Annotated in this window: 23 protein-coding genes; 4 read left to right on the top strand and 19 right to left on the bottom strand. The window is 72.9% G+C overall.

Annotation, left to right across the window (positions count from 1 at the left end; translation table 11 throughout):
- Positions 1-98: 98 nt before the first annotated feature.
- From AB0J72_RS11680 to AB0J72_RS11655, 6 genes are all read right to left on the bottom strand, one after another.
- Positions 99-1,784: a copper resistance protein CopC gene (locus AB0J72_RS11680; RefSeq protein ID WP_363398068.1), complete on the bottom strand. Its 1,686-nt coding sequence runs from the start codon at positions 1,782-1,784 to the stop codon at positions 99-101.
- Between the two features lie 11 nt (positions 1,785-1,795).
- Entirely contained in the window at positions 1,796-2,359 is a 564-nt protein-coding gene (locus tag AB0J72_RS11675) for a vitamin K epoxide reductase family protein (RefSeq protein WP_363397681.1), read from the bottom strand.
- Complete coding sequence (locus AB0J72_RS11670; protein WP_363398066.1) at positions 2,359-3,003, bottom strand: thioredoxin domain-containing protein; 645 nt, start codon at positions 3,001-3,003, stop codon at positions 2,359-2,361. The genes AB0J72_RS11675 and AB0J72_RS11670 overlap by 1 nt, the downstream gene beginning before the upstream one ends.
- Positions 3,004-3,104: 101 nt before the next feature.
- The gene (locus AB0J72_RS11665) at positions 3,105-5,162 is read right to left on the bottom strand and encodes a cytochrome c oxidase assembly protein (protein WP_363397679.1); all 2,058 of its coding nucleotides are present in this window, start codon (positions 5,160-5,162) and stop codon (positions 3,105-3,107) included.
- 4 nt (positions 5,163-5,166) lie between these two features.
- Positions 5,167-5,862, bottom strand: a complete 696-nt coding sequence (locus AB0J72_RS11660) for a YcnI family protein (RefSeq protein ID WP_363397677.1) — start codon at positions 5,860-5,862, stop codon at positions 5,167-5,169.
- Between the two features lie 41 nt (positions 5,863-5,903).
- Entirely contained in the window at positions 5,904-6,542 is a 639-nt protein-coding gene (locus AB0J72_RS11655; RefSeq protein WP_363397675.1) for a copper resistance CopC family protein, read from the bottom strand.
- A gap of 200 nt (positions 6,543-6,742) precedes the next feature.
- On the opposite strand from AB0J72_RS11655, the gene AB0J72_RS11650 reads away from it, so the two are divergent.
- Positions 6,743-7,663 (top strand): cation diffusion facilitator family transporter, encoded by a 921-nt coding sequence (locus AB0J72_RS11650; RefSeq protein WP_363397673.1) that lies wholly within the window; start codon positions 6,743-6,745, stop codon positions 7,661-7,663.
- Positions 7,664-7,681: 18 nt separating this feature from the next.
- Here the strand turns inward: AB0J72_RS11650 and AB0J72_RS11645 are convergent, their stop codons facing one another.
- The 5 genes from AB0J72_RS11645 to AB0J72_RS11625 all read right to left on the bottom strand — a co-directional run bounded on the left by AB0J72_RS11645 (position 7,682) and on the right by AB0J72_RS11625 (position 11,154).
- A complete protein-coding gene (locus tag AB0J72_RS11645) occupies positions 7,682-7,924 on the bottom strand; it encodes a DUF4229 domain-containing protein (protein WP_363397671.1) in 243 nt (80 codons plus the stop codon).
- A gap of 70 nt (positions 7,925-7,994) precedes the next feature.
- Positions 7,995-9,092, bottom strand: a complete 1,098-nt coding sequence (locus AB0J72_RS11640; protein WP_363397669.1) for an ABC transporter ATP-binding protein — start codon at positions 9,090-9,092, stop codon at positions 7,995-7,997.
- Positions 9,089-9,922, bottom strand: coding sequence for an ABC transporter permease (locus AB0J72_RS11635; protein ID WP_363397667.1), 834 nt, complete (start codon positions 9,920-9,922; stop codon positions 9,089-9,091). Before AB0J72_RS11635 ends, AB0J72_RS11640 begins: the two co-directional genes overlap by 4 nt.
- Before the next feature lie 9 nt (positions 9,923-9,931).
- On the bottom strand, positions 9,932-10,744 hold the full coding sequence (modA, locus tag AB0J72_RS11630; protein WP_363397665.1) for a molybdate ABC transporter substrate-binding protein: 813 nt from the start codon (positions 10,742-10,744) through the stop codon (positions 9,932-9,934).
- Positions 10,741-11,154 carry a TOBE domain-containing protein gene (locus AB0J72_RS11625; RefSeq protein ID WP_344500055.1) on the bottom strand — a complete coding sequence of 138 codons (414 nt, stop codon included), beginning with the start codon at positions 11,152-11,154 and terminating at the stop codon, positions 10,741-10,743. Before AB0J72_RS11625 ends, modA begins: the two co-directional genes overlap by 4 nt.
- 212 nt (positions 11,155-11,366) lie before the next feature.
- Between AB0J72_RS11625 and AB0J72_RS11620 the strand changes: the two genes are divergently transcribed.
- Positions 11,367-11,576, top strand: coding sequence for a TOBE domain-containing protein (locus AB0J72_RS11620; protein WP_363397662.1), 210 nt, complete (start codon positions 11,367-11,369; stop codon positions 11,574-11,576).
- 55 nt (positions 11,577-11,631) lie between these two features.
- Here AB0J72_RS11620 and AB0J72_RS11615 read toward each other — a convergent pair whose 3' ends face one another.
- The 3 genes from AB0J72_RS11615 to AB0J72_RS11605 form a co-directional block, all read right to left on the bottom strand.
- Positions 11,632-12,012, bottom strand: a complete 381-nt coding sequence (locus AB0J72_RS11615) for a DUF779 domain-containing protein (protein WP_344500057.1) — start codon at positions 12,010-12,012, stop codon at positions 11,632-11,634.
- A gap of 4 nt (positions 12,013-12,016) precedes the next feature.
- Entirely contained in the window at positions 12,017-13,540 is a 1,524-nt protein-coding gene (adh, locus tag AB0J72_RS11610; protein WP_363397660.1) for an aldehyde dehydrogenase, read from the bottom strand.
- Between the two features lie 105 nt (positions 13,541-13,645).
- The gene (locus tag AB0J72_RS11605) at positions 13,646-14,959 is read right to left on the bottom strand and encodes a transcriptional regulator (protein WP_363397658.1); all 1,314 of its coding nucleotides are present in this window, start codon (positions 14,957-14,959) and stop codon (positions 13,646-13,648) included.
- 428 nt (positions 14,960-15,387) lie between these two features.
- Here AB0J72_RS11605 and AB0J72_RS11600 point away from each other — a divergent pair, with 428 nt between their 5' ends.
- Positions 15,388-15,726, top strand: a complete 339-nt coding sequence (locus tag AB0J72_RS11600; protein ID WP_363397656.1) for a gamma-glutamylcyclotransferase family protein — start codon at positions 15,388-15,390, stop codon at positions 15,724-15,726.
- 30 nt (positions 15,727-15,756) lie between these two features.
- Here AB0J72_RS11600 and AB0J72_RS11595 read toward each other — a convergent pair whose 3' ends face one another.
- The gene (locus AB0J72_RS11595) at positions 15,757-16,314 is read right to left on the bottom strand and encodes a hypothetical protein (RefSeq protein ID WP_363397654.1); all 558 of its coding nucleotides are present in this window, start codon (positions 16,312-16,314) and stop codon (positions 15,757-15,759) included.
- A gap of 81 nt (positions 16,315-16,395) precedes the next feature.
- Here AB0J72_RS11595 and AB0J72_RS11590 point away from each other — a divergent pair, with 81 nt between their 5' ends.
- Positions 16,396-17,406: a hypothetical protein gene (locus AB0J72_RS11590; RefSeq protein WP_363397652.1), complete on the top strand. Its 1,011-nt coding sequence runs from the start codon at positions 16,396-16,398 to the stop codon at positions 17,404-17,406.
- Positions 17,407-17,476: 70 nt separating this feature from the next.
- Here the strand turns inward: AB0J72_RS11590 and AB0J72_RS11585 are convergent, their stop codons facing one another.
- The 4 genes from AB0J72_RS11585 to AB0J72_RS11570 form a co-directional block, all read right to left on the bottom strand.
- Positions 17,477-18,121 carry a SnoaL-like polyketide cyclase gene (locus AB0J72_RS11585; RefSeq protein ID WP_344500069.1) on the bottom strand — a complete coding sequence of 215 codons (645 nt, stop codon included), beginning with the start codon at positions 18,119-18,121 and terminating at the stop codon, positions 17,477-17,479.
- Positions 18,122-18,337: 216 nt separating this feature from the next.
- On the bottom strand, positions 18,338-21,190 hold the full coding sequence (locus tag AB0J72_RS11580; protein WP_363397650.1) for a PQQ-dependent sugar dehydrogenase: 2,853 nt from the start codon (positions 21,188-21,190) through the stop codon (positions 18,338-18,340).
- Positions 21,191-21,384: 194 nt separating this feature from the next.
- The gene (locus AB0J72_RS11575; protein ID WP_363397648.1) at positions 21,385-22,617 is read right to left on the bottom strand and encodes a HAMP domain-containing sensor histidine kinase; all 1,233 of its coding nucleotides are present in this window, start codon (positions 22,615-22,617) and stop codon (positions 21,385-21,387) included.
- Positions 22,614-23,276, bottom strand: a complete 663-nt coding sequence (locus tag AB0J72_RS11570; protein WP_363397646.1) for a response regulator transcription factor — start codon at positions 23,274-23,276, stop codon at positions 22,614-22,616. Before AB0J72_RS11570 ends, AB0J72_RS11575 begins: the two co-directional genes overlap by 4 nt.
- Positions 23,277-23,346 lie beyond the last annotated feature (70 nt).

Below are 23,346 nucleotides of genomic sequence, written 5' to 3'. Positions count from 1 at the left end.
GAACGCGCGCCGCGTCAAGCCGGGTTGACAGCGACCACACCAAGGTCCCCGACTCGCGACGAATACTACTATCAAGCATAGTAGTAAGTCGAGGGAGCCTAGCCGACCGGGATTCTGGCGGTGACCGTCGCCTGGTTGATGTCGTCGATGCGCGCGGTGACGCGCATGTCCCAGGTGCCGGCGGCGGGGAATGCGATCTGCCCGCTGGCGTGGTCCGGAGTGAGGGCCACGAGCGGCACCGTGATCGGTTCGACCTCCTTCGACGGCAGTGCGACGGTCGCCTTCCACTCGACGACCTTGAGCGGCGCGCTGCCGTCGGGTTTGCGGGCGTACAGGTGGACGGTGTTGATCCCGGTCCTGGCCGGCGAGACGTCGACGACGACCTGGAGCAGGCTGCCGCCGACCTTGACCTCAACCGGCCGGCCGGGTTGGCTCGCGGCGGCCTCGACGCTGCGCGCCGGGGTCGTCTGCACCAGCACGGATGTCACGCCGAGGACGAACACGACGACGCCGGTCTCGACGAGGACCCCGATCCGCAGCCGTCCGCGCACCGCGGCGCCGGCGGCTTCGTCGGGCGTCTCGTCGTCGTCCGCGTCGTCGGTGGCGGCCGGGTAGTGGCGGTTGGTGACGTTCCGCGCGTACGCGGCGGCCGCGAGGATGACGGCGAACAGGCCGGCCTTGACGATGACCAGCTGCCCGTACAGGGTGCCGGTGAGCGCGCTGAGCGTGCCGATCTCGACGAGCGCCTGGGCGGTGCCGGCCAGGACGAGGACCGTGACGGCGAGCAACGCCCAGCCGGACCAGACCGGCACGATGACGCCCAGCTCGCGGTGGTCGGCGTGGCGGAGCAGGAACCCGAACAGCATGACCAGGCCACCGACCCAGACGGCCATCGCGGCGAGGTGCGCGGCGTCGGCGACGACGGTGAGCGCGGGGACGGGGGAGGCGCTCGGGTGCCCCGACAGCGGCCAGGTGGCGGCGCCGATGACGCCGAGCCCGATCAGCAGCGCCTGGTCGAGCTTCCCGGCGCGCAGGCCGGCGACCGGTCGCAGGAGCAGCACGGCCGCGACGACGGCGGCGAGACGGATCAGGTGGGCGGCGCCGTAGGTGCTGCCGAACACGTCGCCTGCGCCGTCGACGGTTGGACCGAGGAGGCCGCCGCCGGAGGTGTACGGGATCTGCAGGTACAGCTCCAGCAGGGCGCTGACCGCGACCAGACCGGCGCCGGCGAGCGCGAGGCGGACCGGGCCGGCGGTGGGCAACCGGGCCGGCCACAGGGTGAGGAGGACGAGGGCCGGTCCAACCAGCAGGATCAGTCCCAGGAAGCCGATCCACCGTGCGGCCGACATGATGTGCTTCACCAGAGGATCGGTCCGGACGTCGGCACCCGCGTCGTCGGTCGGGGTGGCGGTGACCTCGCCGAAGGAGAAGGCGAAGCCGCCGCTGATCGGGTGGTTGTCCGCGGAGATGACCCGGTAGCTGACCAGGTAGGTGCCTCGCGGCCCGGTGCCACGCAGCGGGACGACGAGGTCGGCGTCGCGGGCCGTGGCCTTGCCGGTGTCCAGGCGCCCGCCGTCCGGCGCGATGACCCTGACCTTGTCGGCGACGGGCCGGACGGGCTCGGTGAACGTGATGACGACCTCGCCGGGCAGCGCGTCGACGACGACGTCCGCCGTCGGGTTCGAGCCGACCAGCGTCGCGTGCGCGTCCGCCGGTCCGGCCGGCAGCGCGAGGACGGCGAGCACGCCGAGCACCACCGCGGCGAGGACCCGCCGCCATCGCATCGGTGGGGCGGTCACAGCAGGGTCCTCCAGAAGTCCCAGAACTCGGCGCCGATCAATGCGGTCAGGAGGAGCAGCCAGGCGGTGAGGATCGTGCTGTGGAACCGCGCGACCGCGTCCACGATCGGCCGTCCGCCGAGGTTGTGCAGCGTCACGTACCAGAAGACGGCGATCGTCACGACCCACACGGCCATGCAGTACGGGCACAGGGCGCCGATGCGGTACACGCTCTGCACGAACAGCCAGTGCACGAACACCACGCCGAAGACGGCGCCCGCCTGCAGCCCGAGCCACCACCAGCGGGGCAGGACGGCACCGGCAAGGACGGCGACGCCGGTGGTGCCGACCACGGTGAACCCGACCAGGCCGAGCAGGGGGTTGGGGAACCCGAAGACCTCGGCCTGGTCGCTGGCCATGATCGAGCCGCACGACAGGATCGGGTTGATGCTGCACGTCGGCCGGTACGCCGGGTCCTGCAGCAGCCGGACCTTCTCGACGGTGAGCACGAACGCGGCGGCCAGCCCGAGCGCGCCGGCGACCGTGAGCAGCCACCCGAGCCTGCGGGCGGGGACCGGCATCAGCTGCCGGCCGCGAGGGCGTCGTCGACGGCCTTCTTCAGGTTGGCGTACGTGGGGGAGACCTGCAGCCGCTTGCCGTTGAGGAAGAACGTCGGGGTGCCCTGGACGCCGAGGTCGGTGCCGTCGGCCTTGTCGCGGTTGACGCGCTCGACCGTGGCCGGTGCGGTGACGTCGGCGCGGTAGCGGGTCATGTCGAGGCCGAGCTGCTCGGCGTAGCCGGCGAACGTGTCCGCGTGCGAGGTCCGCGCCTCGCCCCACGCCTTCTGGGTGTCGAACAGCTTGGTGTACATGGCCTCGAACTTGTCCTGCTGCGCCGCGGCCTCGGCCGCCTGGGCGGCGTTCTGGGCGTTGGTGTGGTTGGGCAGCGGGAAGTACCGCACCACGTAGGTGATCCTCCCGGCGTACTCCTTGCGGAGCCGCTCGACCGACGGGTAGGCGGCGCCGCAGGACTCGCACTCGAAGTCCAGGAACTCCACCAGGGTGACCTTTCCGTCGGCGGCGACGTCGAGGCGGTGGCTGTCCACACGGACCAGCCGTGGGTCGGCCGCACCGGTGACCGGCTCGGCTTCGCTGCCGGTGCCGTCGACGAGGAGGAACGCGCCGACGGCGATCACGGCGGCGACCACGAGGGTCACGGTCAGCATCAGGTTGCCGTTCTGCCACCATCCGCGGGCCGGACCCCGGGTCGGGCCCGCGCGTCGGGCGGGTGCGTTGAACGCGGCGGTGCGGGGCTTGGTCTTCTTGGTCATCGGCGGGTGGCTCCCTCGTCGGTGGCGTCGTCGGTACGTCGTGCCTCGGCGGCCCAGGCGGCCAGCTGGCGGTTGTAGGCGGCGAGGGCGTGGTCCTCGCCGGCGGCGTCGGCCCGGTCGATGGCCCGGTCGACGCGTCGCGCCTCGCGCTGGTCGGTGCGCCACCACTGCGTGAGGAGCACGAGTGCGACGACGGCGCTGGGGAGCTCCCCGAACGACCAGGCGATGCCGCCGCCGAGTCGCTGGTCCTGCAGCGGCGACGGGCCCCAGGGGCGGGCGAGGGCGGCGTACCAGTCGGCGGCGAGCACGGTCGTGGACTGCTGCACCGCGAGCCCGAAGATGGCGTGCAGGGCCATCGCGGCGAACAGCAGCACCATCCGCAGCGGGAACGGCGCGGGACGGCGGCCCGGGTCGAGCCCGATCAGGGTGTGGAAGAAGAGGTAGCCGGCGGCGAGGAAGTGCGCCTGCATGGCCAGGTGCGCGGCGTGGGAGCGCAGCGCGAGCTCGAACAGGCCGGTGAAGTACAGCCCGTACAGGCTGCCGACGTAGACCGCGAGCGCGACGAGCGGATGGCTGAGCAGCGCGGCGGGGCGGCTGTGCAGGGCGGCGGTGAGCCACTCCCGGGGCCCGGGCCAGGTGCTCTCGCGGCTGGGGCGCAGGGCGCGCAGCGCCAGGCTCACGGGTGCGCCGAGGACGAGCAGGATGGGGGCGAGCATGCTCAGCGCCATGTGCACCGCCATGTGCGCGCTGAACAGCACCGGCGCGTAGCGGGCCGGCCCGGAGCTGGTGGCGACGACCACGACCGCCCAGCCGGCGGTCCACACGACGAGGCGGTGGACCGGCCAGCCGACGCCGCGCCGCCGCAGCCGCCACCAGCCCGCGGCGTAGGCACCGGCGGCGACGAGCGCGACCGTCACCGCGAGGGGCTCGACGAGCCATTGCGTCAGCAGCCGGCCGACCGACACCGGGCCGGGCATCGGGAAGCCCAGCAGGCTCTGGGCGAGGGTCTCCTCGCCGTTGTCGGCGGCCGGCGGAGGCGTCCGGGACAGGGCCACCGCGAGCCCGAACGCCGCGGCGAGGACGGCCACCTCGACGACGGCGATCCGCCGGAACGCCCCGGGTCGGCCGCCGGCCAGGGCCGGGATGCTGACCTGCCGGTGCCACGCGGCGAGGCACGCGACGGCGGCGACGGCGCCGATCTTGACGGCGATGAGCCGTCCGTACGGGCTGCTCCACAGCTCGGCCGGGTGTTGCAGGCGGGTCAGGGCGTTCATCGACCCGGCGGCGACCACGATCGGCAGGCACCAGGTGGCGAGGACGGAGAACCGGCGCACCGCCCGGTGCCGGTCGGCGGTGCCGCGGAGGCGGAGGAGCAGCAGCGCCGTCAGCCCGCCGAGCCAGGCGGCCGCGGCGACGCTGTGCAGCACCAGCGACGACACGGCGAGCTGATGGTTGCCCGACGAGGCCGCGTGCCCGGCGAACGCCGGCGCGGCGAGCCCCGCCACGGACACCGCGACCAGGGGCACGACCGTGCGCACGGCGAAGGCGAACCGGGCGACGACCGCGATCACCGCCGCTGCGGCCGCGCTCACCAGCATCGCCCGGCCCTGCACGAGGTCGAGCAGGAAGCTCACCGCCGCCCGTCCACGCACGACGTCCGCGGCCGGCGCGGCGAGCAGGTCCGACACGGTGAACACGGCGAGCGCGGCGACCGCCACCAGCCATCCGGCCGCGGCCAGGGACGCCAGCCGGGTCGCGTGGAATCCCGTCGCGGACAGCGACGACCGGCGCTCCCGCCCGGTCCGCTCGCGGTCGACCGGCGCGAGGCACACCGCGGCGAGCAGCAGCCCGAGCGTCGCCGCCGCGCCCACGTCGGCCAGCACCCTGGCGATCGGCAGTCCCCACGCGGTGACCGGGCCGGCCACCCGCAGCCCCGGCAGCGCCGTCGCGTCGGCGCCCCCGGCGGCGTACACCGCACCCGTCGCCGCGATGACTCCGGCCACGACCGGCACCGCGGCCGGCACGCGTCGCCGCGCGACCTCCTTCAACACCACCGGGTCACTCCGGTCGCCGGTTCGCGTCGCGCGCTGCCCGCCGGGCGCCGGCGACGGTCAGTACCAATGCCGCGACAGCAACCGCGAGCGCCGCCGCCGACAGGACGACCGGCAGCGGGCCGGTGTCCGAGGAGCCCGTCGCGGCCGGTGCGGCGGCCGGCGGAGCGCTGCCGGGTGCGGCGCGGGTCAGGTGCAGGACCGGTGCCGGGTCGTCGGGTTCCTGGCCGCCGGTCGGTTCCTCGATCCAGCGGGAGACCTCGCCGTCGGAGTACGTCTGCAGGGCCTTGAACACGATGGTGCCGACGTCGGGCAGTGGGCCGGCGGACAGCTCGAAGTCCTCGAAGTAGCCGGGTTTGATGCCGCCGCCGGCCGCCGCGGTCCAGGTGACCTTCGTGACGGCCTCGGTGAGCCGGCCGTCCGGGGTGTCGACCGGTGTGGGCAGCGGGGCCCGTTCGGTCGTGGCGGTCCAGCCCGGGACGGCCTTGAGCGCGACGAACGCGATCGGGGTCGCGGTCGGCATGACGAGTTCGAGCTTGACGGTGCTGGCGGTGTCGCTCTCGTTCGGCACCCGGAACGTCAGCCGGGCGGTCTGGCCCGGGACGGCGTCCACGGCGGTGACGCTGACGTGTGCGGCGGCGACCCCCGGCACCAGGAGCACCGCGGCGATGACGGCGACGGCGACGGCGATGCGCTGCCACATGACGGTGAGCATGTACGTCCGTACCTCCGAAAGGGCGGTGGTCAGGTGGCGTCCGGTTCGCCGGGTTGGTCGGAGCGGCGCCGCGGCCAGAAGGCGAGGGCCGCGGCGATCGTGATGAGACCGACGAGCAGCCCGACGACGAACGCGACGCCCCACGGCTGGACCGGCTCCTCCGCCGTGGCGGCGGCGGCCTGGGACGTGGCGGCGGCGGTCGTGGGTGCCGGCGCGGCGGCACTGGTCTGGGCCGGCACCGGGGACGGACTGGCGGCGGCCGGCGACGTGGCCGGGGCGGTGGCCACCGTGAAGGTGATCTTGCCTTGGATCGGGTGCCCGTCGGTGGAGACGACGCGGTACGTGACGCTGACCGCACCGGCCACGGTCGCCGCCCGCAAGGGCTGGGTGAGCGTGGTCCCGGCGCCGGTCGGCGCTCCCGCGACCAGGTCGGCGCCGGCGGCATCGACCACCGCCACCTGCGCCATGGCGGCGTTCGGCGACTCGCGGAACGTCATCGTGATCGCCGGCGGGCTGGTGGGCAGGCTGGCGCCCTCGGCCGGGGTGCTGCCGCGCAGCGCGTTGTGCGCCCAGGCGGGCGAGGCGGCGGTGAGGGCCGTGACGACGGCCACCACCGTCAGCGCCGCGCCCGCCCGCCACCGGATCCGTCGTCGCGTGTCTGACCTCACCGCACCCGTTCCTTCCCCTGACCTGACTCCTACGTCACGTAGTCGTTCGCCGGGACCTGAAAGTTCCCGGGTGGGGCACCTCAATCACTCTCGGATCGCAACTACGAAGCAACATAGTAGAAGGGATCTGGCTCTTGACGCGTCATCGGTTACGCGTATTAATATGCGCATGTGAACATGTGTCGCGGGAAGGTGATCTGATGGGCCACGGACACGACCACGACCACCAGGTGACGGCGACCGGCCGGCACCGTGGCGCGCTCGCCGGTGCGCTCGCCGTCTCGGTGGCGATCTTCGCCGTCGAGGTCGTCGGCGCGCTGGCCACCGGCAGTCTCGCGCTGTTCGCCGACGCCGGGCACGTCCTCGCCGACGCGGGCGGGGTCGCCCTGGCCCTCGGTGCGACGGTGCTCGCCGCCCGCCCGGCGACGGGCCGCCGCACGTTCGGGTGGGCCCGCGCGGAGATCCTCGCCGCCGCCGTCAACGGCCTGGTCCTCGCCGGGATGAGCGTCTATGTGTTCGTCGAGGGCATCCGCCGGCTGGTCGAGCCGTCCACCGTCGAACCGGGCGGCATGGCGCTGTTCGGGTTCATCGGCCTGGCCGGGAACCTCGTCGGCGTCGCCCTGCTGTGGCGGGCCCGCAACGCCAGCCTCAACATGCGCGGCGCGTTCCTCGAGGTCGCCACCGACGCCGCCACCTCAGTCGGCGTCCTCGTCACCGCGGGGGTGATCGCGGCGACCGGGTTCAACCGCGCCGACGCGATCGTGTCGGTGCTCATCGGCCTCGTCATCGCCCCGCGGGCGGTCCGGCTGCTGCGCGAGGCGGTCAACGTGCTGCTCGAAGCGACACCGTCCGGCATCGACCTGGACCAGGTCCGCCACCACGTCACCGGGCTCGACCACGTCCTGGACGTGCACGACCTGCACGTCCACGCCGTCACGTCAGGCCTGCCGGTGCTCAGCGCCCACGTCGTCGTCCGCGACGAATGCTTCCAGGACGGGCACGCCCCGCAACTGCTCGACGCGCTGCAGGCCTGCGTGGCCGGGCACTTCGACGTGGACCACTCGACGTTCCAGCTGGAGCCGGCCGGCCACGCCCGCCACGAACACCCCACCCATCCGTAGCGGGCCGCTGTGCGAGGCCTACCCGGCCGGCCGGTCGGAGCCGCTCCTGCGCTCCTGCCTGCGCTGGACGCGGTCCTGCACGTCGGCGGTCACGTGGGCGCGGAGGCGGCGGAGCAGGAAGGCCGACAGGATCATGCTCACGACGAGCGCGATGGCGAGTTTGAACGCCGGATCGAGGGCGATCGGCAGCATGTACATCACGCCGGCCGCGGCGACGAACAGCGCGAGTCGCGCGGCGAGCAGCTTTGCTACGGAGCCCATGCGACGACTGTAGCGCTCTACTATGTACGGCCGTATGTTGGTCCGAGCCGGTGGTCGCCTCGGGATCAGGTCAGGTGCCAGGCGGCTCAGCGCGGGTCGCCGGACCGCTGGCCGGGTAGGCGTGCGTCTCGGTGGCCTTGACGGCGGCCCACAGCTGCTGGCCCGGAGCCAGGTTCAGGTGCGCGGCGGCGGCCGGGGTGACGTCGGCCGCGGCGGTGATCGGCCCGTCGAGCTGGATCCGCAGGTTGTCGCCGTGGCGTTGGATGCCGGCGACGGTCGCGCTCCACGTGTTGCGGGGGCTGCCGTCGGGTCGTTGCGGGTGCAGCGCGACCGCGGAGGGCCGGAACACGACGAACGCGTCGCCGTCGAGCCGGTCAGTGGTGGCGAGGTCGAACCCGCCGGCGAGGTGGACGGTGTGGCCGTCGGCGCGGCCGCGGTACAGGTTGAGGCCGACGAGACGGGCGACGTAGTCGGTGCGTGGCCGGGCGGTGATGGTGGCCGCGTCGCCTTCCTGCACGACGTGACCGTCCTCGACGATGACGAGCCGGTCGGCGAGGACGAGCGCGTCGAGCGGGTCGTGGGTGACGAGCAGCGCGGCGCCGGCGTGCTCGGCGAGGTGCCGCTGCAGCTCGGCGCGGGTGTCAAGCCTGGTGCGGGCGTCGAGGGCGGCCAGGGGCTCGTCGAGCAGCAGCAGCGCCGGGTGCACGGCGAGGGCGCGGGCCAGGGCGACCCGCTGGGCCTGCCCGCCGGAGAGCTGGCGGGGCTTGCGTTTGGCGTGCCCGGCCAGCCCGACCCGGTCGAGCCAGGCGGCGGCCTGCTCGCGGGCGGTGCGCCGGTCGACGCCGTGACGGCGCGGGCCGAACGCGACGTTGTCGAGCGCGGTCAGGTGCGGGAACAGCAGGTAGTCCTGGAAGACGACGCCGATCGGGCGGCGCTCCGGCGGGGTGAAGCGGCGCCGGTCGGGCCGGTCGAGGTCGGCGCCGTCGACGGTGACGTGCCCGGTCGTGAGGGGCTGGAGCCCGGCGAGGGCGCGCAGCGCGGTGGTCTTGCCGGCGCCGTTGGGGCCGAGTAGCGCGACGACCTGCCCCGGGTCGATCCGCAGGGCGACGTCGAGCCGGAACGTGCCCCGGTCCACGACGAGGTGCGCGTCGACGAAGGCGCCGGTCATGGGCTGGTGATCCAGCGGTCGCGGAGGCCGGCGAGGATGGCGACGGAGACGGTGAGCAGGATCAGGCTCAGCACGATCGCGGCGTCCAGGTCGGTCTCCAGGGCCAGGTAGACGGCGAGGGGCATCGTCTGGGTCGTGCCGGGGAAGTTGCCGGCGAAGGTGATGGTGGCGCCGAACTCGCCGAGCGCCCGGGCCCAGCACAGCACTGCGCCGGCGGCGATGCCGGGCGCGACGAGCGGCAGCGTCACGTGCGTGAACGTGGTCCAGCGGCCGGCGCCGAGGGTGGCGGCGGCCTCCTCGTAGCGGCTGTCGGCGCCGCGCAGCGCGCCTTCGACGGCGATGATGAGGAACGGCATCGCCACGAACGACTCGGCGATGACGACCCCGGTGGTGGTGAACGGGAACGTGATGCCGAACGTCGTGTCGAGCCACTCGCCGAGCAGCCCGCGGCGGCCGAAGACGAGCAGCAGCGCCACGCCACCGACGACGGGCGGCAGCACGAGCGGGACGGTGACGAGCGCCCGGACGAGGCGCCGGCCGGGGAATTCGATGCGGGCGAGGAGCCAGGCGAGGGGCACGCCGAGGAGCACGCAGACCAGCGTGGCGAGGGTGGCGCACTGCAGCGACAGCCGCAGCGCGGTGAGCACGCCCGGCTCGGTGAGCCGCTGCGGCAGCGTGGCCCAGGGAGCGCGGATCAGCAGGCCGATCAGCGGGACCGTGAGGAACAGCAGGCCGAGCCCGGCCGGCAGGAGCAGCCCGGCCGGGATCCGCTGCCGCCGGGGCGGCGCGACCGCTGGTCGCGCCGCCTTCGCGGAGTCCACGATCGGCATCGCCGGAGTTTACGGTGCCTGGAAGCCGGCGCCCGTGAGGACGGCCTTGCCCTTGTCGGACATGACGTAGGCGACGAACGCCTGCGCGCCGGCCGGGTTCTTCGCCTTCTTCAGCACGATGATCGGGTAGTCGTTGATCGCGCCGGCGGACTCGGGGAACTCGACGCCCTCGACGTCCGCCGCGGCGGTCTTGGCGTCGGTCCGGTACACCAGGGCCGCGTCGACCTCGCCGAGCTTCACCTTCGACAGGGCGGCCTTCACGTCCTGCTCGAGGGTCACCGGGGTGAGCTTCACGGCGGCGGCGTCGAGGGCCTTCTTCGCGGCGGCGCCGCACGGCACCTGCTCGGCGCACAGGGCGACCTTCACGCCGGGCTTCGTCAGGTCGGCGAGGCCCTTGATCGCCTTCGGGTTGCCCTTCGGCACCGCGATGACGAGCTGGTTCTTCACGAAGGTGGTGGCCGTGCCCTCGCCGCCGCCGGCGTCGGTGACGGTCTTCATGTTCGCCGGCGCGGCGGAGGCGAACACGTCCGCGGGCGCGCCCTGGTTGATCTGCGTGGCGAGGGCGGAGCTGCCGGCGAAGTTGAAGGTGACCTTCGTGCCGGGATTGGCGGTCTCGAAGTCCTTGCCGATGGTCTTGAACGACTCGGTCAGCGAGGCCGCCGCGAACACAGTGATGTCGCCGGTGACCGCGGCGGCGCTGCTGGCGCTGCCGGTGGACGGCTGCGGGGCGGCGGTCTTCGCGTCGTCGGCGCAGGCGCTGATCCCCACGACGGTCACGGCCGCGAGCGCGGCCAGGCTGGTGCGGATCCAACGGGATGTCACGAGCTGGTCCTCCCCTTGTTCGCGACGGCCGGGGTGGAGCGCTCCACCACGACCGTGGTCGACTTGATCACTGCGATGGCCACCGAGCCGACCTGCAGGTCGAGCTCGTCGACGGCTTCCCGGCTCATCAGCGACACGATCCGGAACGGGCCGGCCTGGATGTCGACCTGCGCCATCACCGTGTCCTTGACGACGGCGGTGACGATCCCGCGCAGCCGGTTGCGCGCCGAGGAGGCGCCGGTGTCGGTGCCCTCGGTGCGGACGAACTCGGCGAGATCGAGGCCGTCGATGAGCCGGTGGCCGTGCTCGTCCCGGCTGGCGGTCAGCCGGCCCGCGTCGACCCAGCGCCGGACGGTGTCCGCGCTCACGCCCAGCAGCTCGGCCGCTTCACTGATCCGGAACACTGTCACCGGCACACCCTAGCTGTCGCATGTGCAGCAGCAAATCGGCCGCCGGGCTCGCGTCTTCGAGAGTCTGGTCTCATCAGCCCCGCATCTGCACGACGGAGCCATGACCGGGGGCAGCGGGATGACCGCCGACGTAGGCAGTGAGCAGCGGTTCCTCGCCGTCGCCGAACGCATGACCGGGTAGGCGCGCCGCCGCCGCGGTTACGGTGGATCCCATGCAGCTGAGCATCCGCAACCAGCTGGCGGGCACCGTCACGGCCGTGGAGCACGGCGCGGTGATGAGCACCGTCAAGCTCAGCATCGCCGGTGGGGCGACGGTCACGGCCGCGATCACCAAGGACGCCGCCGAGGACCTCGACCTGGCCGGAGGCGCCGAGGCGGTCGCGTTGATCAAGTCGACCGAGGTGAGCGTGGCGTTGGCGTAGCCGGCCGGGGTCGTGGCCCCGGCCGGCCGTCGCCTTGGAGACGCCGCAGACCCGTCTACGGGTTGAACACGGCGTTCTCCTCGGCGGTGAGCAGCCGCGACCGGATCAGGAAGCGGACGCCCTCGGGAGCCTCCAGGGAGAACCCGCCGCCGCGGCCCTTGACCACGTCGACGGTGAGGTGGGTGTGCCGCCACGCCTCGAACTGCGCCGCGGACATCCAGAACGTCACCGGCTCCGGCACGCCGTCGATCCGCAGCTCCTGCAGCAGCACGTCCGACCCGCCGGTGCGGAACTCACCGTCGACGTAACACATCGGGGAGCTGCCGTCGCAGCAGCCGCCGCTCTGGTGGAACATCAGCGGCCCGTTGGCCGCGTACAGCTTGCGCAACAACTCGGCCGCGGCGTCGGTGACCGCGACGCGTGACATCTCGGCCATCGGCTCAGAAGAAGCCGAGCTTCTTGGGGGAGTAGCTCACCAGGAGGTTCTTGGTCTGCTGGTAGTGGTCCAGCATCATCTTGTGGTTCTCCCGGCCGATGCCCGAGCCCTTGTAGCCGCCGAAGGCGGCGTGCGCGGGGTACGCGTGGTAGCAGTTGGTCCACACGCGACCGGCCTGGATGGCGCGGCCGGCCCGGTAGGCCCTGGAGCCGTCGCGGGTCCAGACGCCGGCGCCCAGCCCGTACAGCGTGTCGTTGGCGATCTTGATGGCGTCGTCGAAGTCGGCGAACGGCGCGACCGACACGACCGGACCGAAGATCTCCTCCTGGAAGATGCGCATCGCGTTGTTGCCCTGGAAGATCGTCGGCTGCACGTAGTACCCGCCGGCGAGCTCGCCGCCGAGGTCGGCCCGCGCGCCGCCGGTGAGGACCTTGGCGCCCTCCTGCTGGCCGATGTCGAGGTACGACAGGATCTTCTCGAGCTGGTCGTTGGACGCCTGCGCACCGATCATGGTGGCCAGGTCGAGGGGGTGGCCCTGCACGATCTGCTCGGTGCGGGCGACGGCGTCGTGCAGGAACCGGTCGTAGTGGCCCTGCTGGATCAGCGCGCGGGACGGGCAGGTGCAGACCTCGCCCTGGTTGAGGGCGAACATCGTGAAGCCTTCGAGGGCCTTGTCGTAGAAGTCGTCCTGGGCGGCGCTGACGTCGTCGAAGAAGATGTTGGGGCTCTTGCCGCCGAGCTCCAGCGTGACCGGTTTGATGTTCTCGCTGGCGTACTGCATGATCAGCCGCCCGGTGGTCGTCTCGCCGGTGAACGCGACCTTCGCGACCCGGGCGCTGGACGCGAGGGGCTTGCCGGCCTCGACGCCGAACCCGTTGACGATGTTGACGACGCCCGGCGGGAGCAGGTCGCCGATGAGGCTCATCAGGTAGTGGATCGAGGCGGGGGTCTGCTCGGCGGGCTTGAGCACGACGGCGTTGCCGGCCGCGAGGGCGGGCGCGAGCTTCCAGGTCGCCATGAGGATCGGGAAGTTCCACGGGATGATCTGGGCGACGACGCCGAGCGGCTCGTGGAAGTGGTACGCGACGGTGTCGTCGTCCAGCTCCGACAGCGACCCCTCCTGGGCCCGGATGGCGCCGGCGAAGTAGCGGAAGTGGTCGATCGCCAGGGGGATGTCGGCGGCGAGCGTCTCCCGGATCGGCTTGCCGTTCTCCCAGGTCTCGGCGACGGCGAGGGCCTCGAGGTTCGCCTCCATCCGGTCGGCGATCTTGTTGAGGATGTTCGCCCGGTCGCCGGCCGAGGTCCGGCCCCAGGCGGGCGCCGCGCCGTGGGCGGCGTCGAGGGCGAGCTCGACGTCGTCGGCGGTGCCGCGGGCGACCTCGGTGAACACCTGACCGGTCACCGGGGTGGGGTTCTCGAAGTACTGGCCCTTGACCGGCGGCACGAACTGCCCGCCGATCCAGTTGTCGTAGCGCGGCTCGTAGTGCATCTTCGCGCCGGACGTGCCGGGCGCGGCGAAATCGGTCATCTTGGGTGACCTTCCGTCAGCTGCCGCCGTCCGTCGTTGGACGGTTGGGCCGTGACGGGCACGGTAGTTTCGCGGACGTTACATGAATGTAGCGTCGGCGCTCGCTCAGTGGCTCAGCCCGTACTCGGCGCGGAGCTGCCGCACGCGGGCGTTGGCGACGCCGCGGTGCGCCGAGCGGTGCGGCGCGACGGCGGCGAGACGCTCCCACACCTCGAGGTCGTCGAAGCCGCTCCGGTCGGCCCAGGCCCGCACGAGCTCGGCGTCGAACGAGGCGAGCACCGCCGATCGGAGCTGGGTGTGCAGCCACTGCCGCTGCCGGGCCACCCCGGGCGCCTCCGACGTCGGCAGCAACGGCCCGGGGTAGCCGGCGAGGGCCCGGGCGAGGTGGTCGCCGCGCAGCGCCGCCGCCACGTCGGCGAAGTCCGCGCCGACGCTGGTGCGCAGCCGGTACGGGCGGGATGCGAGCAGGTCGCCGACGACGTGCCGGAGCCGGTTCAGCTCCACCCGCACGGTGGCCGGGTTCGCCTGGTCGTCGTACAGGGCGCTCAGCAGCTGCTCGCCGGTCAGCCCGTCCGGATGCAGCACCAGCATGATCAGGATCTCGGTGTGGCGGCGCTGCAGCCGGATCGTCCGCCCGTCGACGTGCAGGGTGCCGTCGTTGCCGCCGAGCGCGTCCAGGCGCGCCGATGCCCCGGCGGCGGGGGTCCACAGTCCCGGCGGTGCGAGCACCGGTCGGGAGTTGCCGGGAGGGCGTGACAGCTGCCGGGCGAGCTCGGCCTCGGAGGCGCGGGCCGCCGAGCGCACCAGGGCCAGGCTCAGCGGGTTGGCCACACCGTGCCCGCCGGTGATGTCGATGACGCCCAGCACCTGCCCGGAGACCGGGTCGTGGATCGGCGCGGCCGAGCACGTCCACGCCTGCACCGACGACAGGTAGTGCTCGGTGGCGAAGATCTGCACCTCGTGGTCGAGCGCCAGCGCGGTGCCGGGGGCGTTGGTGCCGGCGTGCGGCTCGTCCCACCGGGCGCCCTCGACGAAGTTCATCCGCTCGGCGCGGGCCCGGGCGACCCGGTGGCCCTCCACCCACAGCAGCTGGCCCGCGGCGTCGGACACGGCCATGAGGTAGTCGCCGTCGTCCGCCGTGTCGCCGACGAGCTGCCGCAGCACGCCGATGACTCGGGAGAGCGGGTGCGCCGCCCGGTACGTGGACAGGTCGTCGTCGGCGAGCAGGACCGGCGGGCTCGCGTCCTGGCCGACCCGCGCGGCCGACGACCGCTGCCAGGACCTGGCCACGACGTCCCGCAGCCCCGGGTGGATCCCGGCGAGGGCGCGCGTGGACAGGAACCGCTCGTGGGCGGCCGCGATCTCACGGGCCCGCCGCTGCGGGTCCGCGCCGACGTCGGCGAGCCACGCGTTTCCCATCCGCTCCCGCCTTGGCGTGCCACCCGGCAGGACCGCAGGTCGCCGCCAGACTCGTCCACCAAGAGTGCATCCGCCGCGGTACCGGCGCAACCTTCCCCCGCACGTGCACGGCACGGCCGCCGCCGGCCCTCGCAGGTGCGTGGCGCTAAGGGAGCTGCAGGAGCGGCGCGGCGGCTCCGGCGGTCCAGCCGGCGTCGAGCACGGCCAGGGCGTCGGCGCTCGCGGCGGCCCGGAGGCTTCCGTGCAACCAACTTCTCCCGGGTCCGGTCCCGCGGCTGTGAGGTCAGCCGGCCGGATGTTCGAGATCCAGGATCTGCGCTGCTGCGGCGAGACGTCGGTGGTGACCATGGCCGGGCCGCCGTCCTAGAGGTCGAGACGCGGACCGGAGGAGTGTCGGCCGGATCCGGGAGGCCGGAAGGATCGCCGTCATGCCTCTGCTCTTCTCGTACGGCACGCTGCGGGACCCGGCGGTGCAGCGGGCCAACTTCGGGCGGGAGCTCGACGGCCGTGACGACGCGCTGCCCGGCTACGCGACGCGGCTGCTGGAGATCACCGACCCGGACGTCCTCGCGCTCAGCGGCGAGACGCACCACCCGATCGTCGTCGCGACCGGTGACGACGCCGACAGTGTCCCCGGTGTGGTGTTCGACGTGACCGACGACGACCTCGTCGCGGCCGACGGGTACGAGGTCGACGACTACCACCGCGTCCTGGTGTCCCTGGCGTCGGGCGTGCGGGCGTGGGTGTACGTGAGCGCCGCTGGATGACCGCCGGGTCCGGCCCGGGCGGCACGCGGGTCAGCCGGCGTCGTCCGGCGGTAGCGGCGCGGGTGATGACCGGCCGATCGCGTCGAGGAACCGCACGGCGGCCTCGGCGTTCTCCAGCCGCCACATGAGCAGGGTCCGGTCGAAGCCGGTCGCGGCGGCGTGCCGGCGTCGCAGGGTGTCGCGGACCGGGGCCAGGATGTCGTGCTGCGCGGCGATCAGGCCGGCGGGGTCCTCGCCGCGGCGGTTGAGCAGGGCCAGCTTCACCAGCAGCGCCGAGCGCATGTCGCGCACGTGCGGCACCGGCTCGTGCAGCCACTCGGCGACCGCCGCCGATCCGGCCGGGGTGGTGGCGAGGATCGAGCGTTGCGGGCCGCGGCTGCCCGCCTCCGTGGTCTCGACCTGGAGCAGGGCGAGCCCGGTGAGGCGGTCCAGGCAGCGGTAGACGATCGGGCGCGGGATGTGCCACACCCGGCCGATCGCGCCGTCCTCGGCGGTGAGGGCGGCGATCGCGAAGCCGTGCGTGGGCTGCTCGTCGACGACGGTGAGCACGATCCAGTCGGCCAGGGACAGTGGCGGCAGCTCACCCATCGCGCCAGCCTACGGCGCGGGGTTCCGCCCGCGTCGCATCCTCGGTAGTCTCATTGCGACTACCAGTGCAGGGGAGGCGGCGTGATCGCGGGGCACCTCGACGACGGCACGCCGTTCCACGCACCGGTCGGCGTGATGCTGAGCGAGGGCGACGGCGACCGTGTCTGCTGCCACCTGTGCGGTCGCTGGTACCTGTCGGTGGCCAGTCACCTGCGGGTGCACGGCTGGACCAAGGCCGCCTACATCGCCGCGTTCGGCCTGGAGGTCGGCAACCCGCTGGCGGGGCGGCGGACCCGGCAGCGGCGCGCGGAGGCGCTGCGGGCCCGCCAGTACCGCGACCCGGCCGTCCAGCGGGCGCAGGCGGCGGCGCGGGTCCGGGCGCGCAGCGGCGCACTGACGGTCGCCGCGGCCGAGGCCGCCCGGGGCCGGCCGCACCCGCAGGAGCGCCTCGTGAAGACCCTCGCGGCCCTGTCGGCCATCCGCCCCGCGGCCCGCGCCGAAGGCAACCGGCAGCGGTCCGAGCAGCACCTGTCCGAGGTCAGCGCCAAGGTCGCGGCCCAGTTCGGGTTCGCGTCCTTCGCCGGCTACGTCCGCGACCGTCTCGCGAGCGGGCGGAGCCTCGCCGCGATCAGCCGCGAGGCCGGGCTGCACAAGGACTGGCTGTCCCGGCACCTGCCCGCGATCGCACCGGACCTCGCCGCGCAGCGAACGCGGATCCGCGCCCATCCCGGCGATGCCCGGCTGCTGCCGGCCGCCCGGGCCGCCGGTCACGCCGACGTCGGTGCGTACCTCCGCCACCGCCATCTGCGGCAGCACCGCACGGTCGCCGCGATCGCCGCCGAGGCCGGCGTGACGCGCTGGTCGGTCCTCGCCGCGATGGAGCGGCACGGCGTCGCCGCGGTCCCGCACGCGACGAAACGGCACCGGGCCGCGAGCCGCAGCTCGAGCGCCGCCGCGCCGCTCGGGTTCACGTCGGTCGCCGCGTACGCCGCGCACCGGCGGGCGGAGGGCGCGACGTGGCGGGCCCTGGCCGCCGAGTCCGGCCTGCCCGAGTCGACGCTGCAGCGGCACGCCGCGGGCCGCAACGCCTGAAGAGCGTGGTCCGTCCTTTGTGGACGGCGGCCCCCCGGATGAGCCGGGTGGCCGCCGCCGGGCGGTGCCGTCAGTGCGCGACGGGGCAGCCGCCGGTGAGCTTGCCGAGGAACTGGTTCGGGTCGTAGTAGTGCTCGACCTCGAGGAGCTTCAGGTCGTCGCTGACCTTCGCGACGCTGATGCCGAACATCTCGATCGTCTGCCCGTTGGGCTGGTGGCCGTGGTACTCGCCCTCGAAGGCGCCCCAGTGCCGCCACTTGAACGTGACGACCGGCGGCGGGCTGAGGACCTCCAGGACCTCCCAGTAGAACCCGCCCGGGAACGCCTGGTGGAAGATGTGGTGCGACGACTCGAACGACTCCTGGCCCGTCTTGTAGAACGGGCTCTCGCCGATGAGGATGTTGTAGCTGCCGATGTCGGCGATGTCCTGCGCGCTCGCCCACGGCCCGCCGTTGACGTTCGTCCGGAAGTGCTCGGTCACCATCGACACCCAGGTCGCGGGGTCCTTCTTGTAGGAGACCTCCATCTCGAAGACCTGGACGATGGTCTCGACGACCGCCTCCAGCGAGTCCGGCGCGTGCTGGGTGGTGCGCTGCCCGGGCATGACCTGGTGGGACAGGTGGTAGTCGGGGGTGGTGCCGTCACGCCAGGCCGACGAGTCGGTGGCGTCGATGACGGCGGTGCGGCCCTGCAGCCACAACGGGGTTTCGGACACGATTCGGGTTCCGCCCTTTCAGGACGAGTGAGGGGGTGCCTGGCAGGACGGCCACCCGCCAATGGCTACCCCCGTCGGTAGTTGCAGTGAGACTACCGACGGGGGTGCGGCAGCGGAACCCCGGGACCCCGCACGCGCGTCGATGCCCTGGTGGGGCACGATCCGGGCGCCGGGGTTCCACCGCATCGGTCCTCGTCTACTGCAGGAGGTCGAAATCTACTGCAGGAGGTCGAACCGCTCCCACGGCCCGATCGCGGTCCGGTTCGCGACCAGCGCCGCGGCGCCGGCGTTCTCGGCCGTGACGTACCTGGCGTTGACGACGGCCTTGAACGACACGCTGCCGTCGCTGTTGGCGATGCGCTGGAAGATCTCCCACGCCCCGACGGCCGTCCGGTTGGCGGCGAGCGGGCTCGCGCCGGCGTTGTCCGCGCAGACGATCTTGTTGTTGGCGTGGGCGCGCAGCGCCACGAAGTCCTCGCCGAGGTTCAGCATGTCGAACTGCTCCCACGGCCCGATCGCCGTCCGGTTGGCGATCAGCGGACTCGCGCCGGCGTTGTCCGCCGTCACGTACCTGTTGTTGATCCTGGCCCGCAACGACACGACCTGCTGCTGGGTGCCCGTCGGCACGGCGACTCCGGTGCCGATGAAGTCCATCCAGTCGACGTTGAACAGGAACTCGGTGCCACCGGCGGGGCTGCGGCCGACGAAGTAGAGCTTGCCGGTGCCGGCCGGCGGCGCGGTCAGGCCGACGGCGACGTCGGTGTAGTTCTGCCAGCCGCCGGTGCCGGGCACCGTGGCGCTGCCGAGCAGGGTGCCGTTGACGGGGTCGCCCCAGCGGACGTCGACGATGCCGCCGGTCGTCGCCGACGCGGCCCGCACCCGGATCACGTTGATGCCCGCGAGCGACGCCGGTTCGACGCTCCACCAGTCGCCGTCCTCGACGAAGCCGATGTTCCTGCTGCCGTCGGCGCTCGACTCGACGGCGACGCCGGCGTCGTCGGTGCCGTGGCCGTTCGACGCGCGCCCGGTGTTCGTGTAGAACTCCGCGCCCGTGCGTTTCGGGTGCAGGATGACCTGACTGCGGGTCGTCAGCGCGGCCGAGCCGCCGGCGCCGCCGTGGTCGGTGTAGACGGCCTCCAGCACGTAGAAGACGTTGTCGCCCTCGGCGTGCCCGCTCGACAGCGTGGTGGTGACGGTGCCGCTGCAGCCGTTGTAGGAGTCCAGCGGGTGGCCGTGCGCGTCGTGGCCGAGGATGGCGTTGAGCTGGAGCTCGGTGCAGTTGACGGCGCCGTCCTCGGGGTCGGTGACCGTGGCGGAGAACGAGACCTGGTCGCCCCACTGGTAGAACCCGCCGTCCGGCGGTGCGGTGAGGGTGACGGTCGGCGCGGTGTTGCCGACGGTGATCGGCACGCTCGCGGTGCTGGACTTGCCGATCGCGTTGGTCACCTTCAGCACGGCCGTGTAGTTACCGTTCGCGGTGTAGGTGTGGCTCGGGTTCGCCGCGGTGGAGGTGCCCCCGTCGCCGAAGGTCCAGAGGTACTGCAACGCGCCGCCGGCCGGGGTGCTCGACTTGTCGCCGGTGAAGGCGACGGTGAGCGGCGCCGGCCCGTTGGTGCGGTTGGCCTCGGCCTTCGTGACCGGTGACGCGCCACCGACGACGTGGTCGATGCGGTAGATGCCGGAGTCGGTGTTGTTGCCGCCGAACCCGTTGCCCCACTCGATGAGGTACAGCGCGCCGTCCGGGCCGAACTTGAAGTCCATCGGCTTCTTGAACGAGAACGCGCTCAGCAGCCGGTCGATCGCGGTGACCGCCTTGCCGTCCGCGGACAGCTGGAACGTGTACATGAGGCTGCTGTTCCACTCGGCGAAGATCGCCCGGCCGTCGAAGTACTGCGGCCACTTGCGGTCCGAGACGAGGTTCGGGTCGAACCGGTAGACGGGCCCCGCCATCGGCGCGCCGCCGGACAGCTGCGGGAACTGGTTCGGGTCGGGATCCTTGTGATACCAGATGGTCGCCGGCTTCGCCGCGGGCAGCGTCGTCAGGCCGGTGTTGTTCGGCGACGTGTTCGCCGGGCCGGTGCCGCACGCGAACGGCGCGCCGGACGTGCCGTTCGCGAAGTTGTAGGCGACGTACGGCGTGTTGTTGCCGATGCAGTACGGCCAGCCGGAGTTCTCCGGCGCGGACATGATGTTCCACTCGACGGTGTTCTGCGGGCCACGGGCCGGGTTCGCGGTGTTGGCGTCCGGCCCGTAGTTGGCGACCATCGCGTAGCCGGTCTTCGGGTCCAGACCCATCCGGAACGGGTTGCGCTGCCCCATCGCGTAGATCTCGGGCCGGGTCTTCGCGGTCCCCTGCGGGAACAGGTTGCCGCTGGGGACCGTGTACGTGCCGTCCGGCTCCGGATGGATGCGCAGCACCTTGCCCGACAGGCTGTTGGTGTTGCCGGCGGTGCCCTGCGCGTCCCAGATCGCGCGGCCGGACCGCTGGTCGATGGGGGTGTACCCGTCCGAGGCGAACGGGTTCGTCGCATCGCCCGTGGCCAGCCACAGGTTGCCGTTGGTCTTGTCGATCGCGAGCCCGGCGCCGTGGTGGCAGCAGTCGGCCCGCTGCACCGGCACGTCCAGGAGGACCTTCTCGCTGGCCGGGTCGAGCGTGTCGCCGTTGACCGTGAAGCGGCTCAGCCGGTCGACGTTCGCCGTCAGCGGCGAGTAGTACAGGTACAGCCAGTGCGTGGTGGTGAAGGCCGGGTCGAGCGCGATGCTCAGCAGCCCGCTCTCGTACGACGTGAAGACGTTCAGGCGCCCGGACCGCACGGTCCCGCCGCCCGGCTGGATCACGTTGACGTCGCCGAGCCGGTCCACGTAGAAGACCCGGCCGTCGGCGGCGATGTCGAGCATCATCGGGTTGGACGTGTTCTCGTCCAGCGGCACCTTCTGGAAGTTGGTGTCCGGTGGCGCCGGCTCCGCAGTGGACGGACCGGCGTGGAGCGCGACGACTGCGACGGACAGCAGCACGGCGGCCGCGGTGGTGCGGGCAGCGCGACGCAGCCCGCGGGTGGCAAGTGGCATGCCGAACAGACCTCCCCCGTGAGGTAATCGAATGCCGAACGTAGACACCGGTGAATGACCCGTCAATGCGGCGAACGTGCTATGGACGCCGATGGATCTGACCGCTACGGTGTCGGCCGCGTCCGTTCTCTGCTGCCGATGGGGCGACGTCGCCGGCCGGGGAATGCGGGTGCGGAACCGGCTGATGCGAGGTGCTACCGCGCCGCCGCGGGGAGACGGATGGTGAAGGCGGCGCCTTCACCCGGACGGCCCCACGCCTCGATGGTGCCGCCGTGGCCGGTGACGACCTCCCGGGCGAGGGCGAGGCCGAGCCCGAAGCGGCGGTGATCGCCGTGGCCCCGCGCGAACCTGGCGAACAGCCGTTCGGCGTCGGCCGGGTCGAAGCCGGTGCCGTCGTCCCGGACGACGACGGTGACGAACGCGCCGTCGGTGCCGAGCTCGAGGCTCACCTGGCCGCCTTGCCTGGTGTGGCTGAGGGCGTTGTCGACGAGGGCGGTGAGCACGCGCCGCAGGGCGGCTTCGTGGCCGAGCACCGTCGAGGTGGCCCCGGCGCCGGGCAGCAGCGCCAGCTCGACGTGCTGCCCCCGGGCGCGATCGGCGTGACCGGCGACGACGTCCGCGGCGACCGCGTCGAGGTCGACCGGCGCGCGGGCGTCGTCGCGCCGGCTGAGCTGGGTGGACAGCAGCAGGTCCTCGACCACCTCACCGAGGTGCCGGGTGCCGGTGACGAGCTGGTCGACGTCGGTGGTGATGTCCGCGACGTCCGCACCGGCGCGCAGGTCCATCTGGAGCAGTTGTGCCCGGGTGTGCAGCTGGGTCAGCGGGGTCCGCAGCTCGTGGCTGGCATCGGCGACGAACCGCCGCTGCCGGGCGAGGGCGTCGGCCAGCGGTGCCGTGGCGCGGCGGGCGAGCAACGCCGCGGACAGCAGCGCGATGAGCAGACCGCACAGTTCGCCGAAGACGAGGGCGCCGAGCAGCCGCTCCCGCTCCTCGTGCCGTTCGCGCCGGCTCAGGACCACCTGTACGGTTCGGGTCCCTCGCGGCAGGGTCATGACCAGATAGCCCCCTTCGCTGCCGGCGATGGTGCGGATCTCGCTCACTCCGCCGGCACGGACGCGCTGGAGCGCACCCCGGTCGGGCAACGGCGCGGGTGCGCCCGCGGTGGCCCTGATGTCGCCGCCGGGCTCCTGAACGAAGATCCATACGTTCGGTGGTGGATCGGCCACGTCCTCCGCGTTGGCCGCGGTCTGCCGCAGCAGCGCCATGGAGGCGGCGTTCTGGCTGTAGGTCACCACGGCGAAGGCCAGCCCGCCGAGGACCAGCAGGCTCACCGTGATCGCGACCGCGGTCTGCACGGCGATGACGCGACGCGCCCGCGACAGCAGGACCTGGTCCGGATCCGTGCCGGCGGGCGTCCGGCGCTTCATCCGCGCCCGAGCCGGTAGCCCACGCCCCGGACGGTGGCCACCGCGGCCGTCCCGAGCTTGCGCCGCAGGTAATGCACGTACGTGTCGACCAGCGCGACGGTGGCGGCCTCGGGAAACACCTGCAGCACGATCTCCTCCCGGGTGAACGCCCGCGCCGGGTGCCGGGCCAGCAGCCGCAGCAGGTCACTCTCGCGGCCGGACAACGCCACGACCGACCCGTCCGGAGCGGTCACCGTCCTCGTGATCAGGTCGAACGTCGCGTCCCCGACCGCCAGCTGCTGCTCCGACGGAGGGCGCCGACGCAGCAGCACCCGGACGCGAGCGAGGAGCTCGTCGATCTCGAACGGCTTGACGAGATAGTCCTCGGCGCCGCTGTCGAGTCCGGTCACCCGGTCCGACACGGTGCCGAGGGCGGTCAGCACCAGCGCCGGCACGGTCACGCCGGTCCTGCGCAGCCGGCCGAGCAGGTCGAGGCCCTCGATGACCGGTAGCCCCCGGTCCAGGATCATCGCGTCGTAGCGGCGGGTGAGCGCCAGATGCAGTCCGGCCTGGCCGTCCGGGGCGAGGTCCGGCTCGTGGCCGGCGCCGCGGAGCAGGCGCAGCAGCAGCGGGCCGAGTTCACGGTCGTCCTCGACCACCAGCACTCTCGCAGCGCTCATGACGGCTCCCGAACTCCTTCCCTGCTCGGCTGCCGGTCCAGCTTCTCCGCCGGAGATGGGAAAGTTCGAA

The organism is Dactylosporangium sp. NPDC049742 (assembly GCF_040674675.1).
GTDB lineage: Bacteria > Actinomycetota > Actinomycetes > Mycobacteriales > Micromonosporaceae > Dactylosporangium > Dactylosporangium maewongense.
This window is presented reverse-complemented; position numbering and strand designations above follow the sequence as displayed.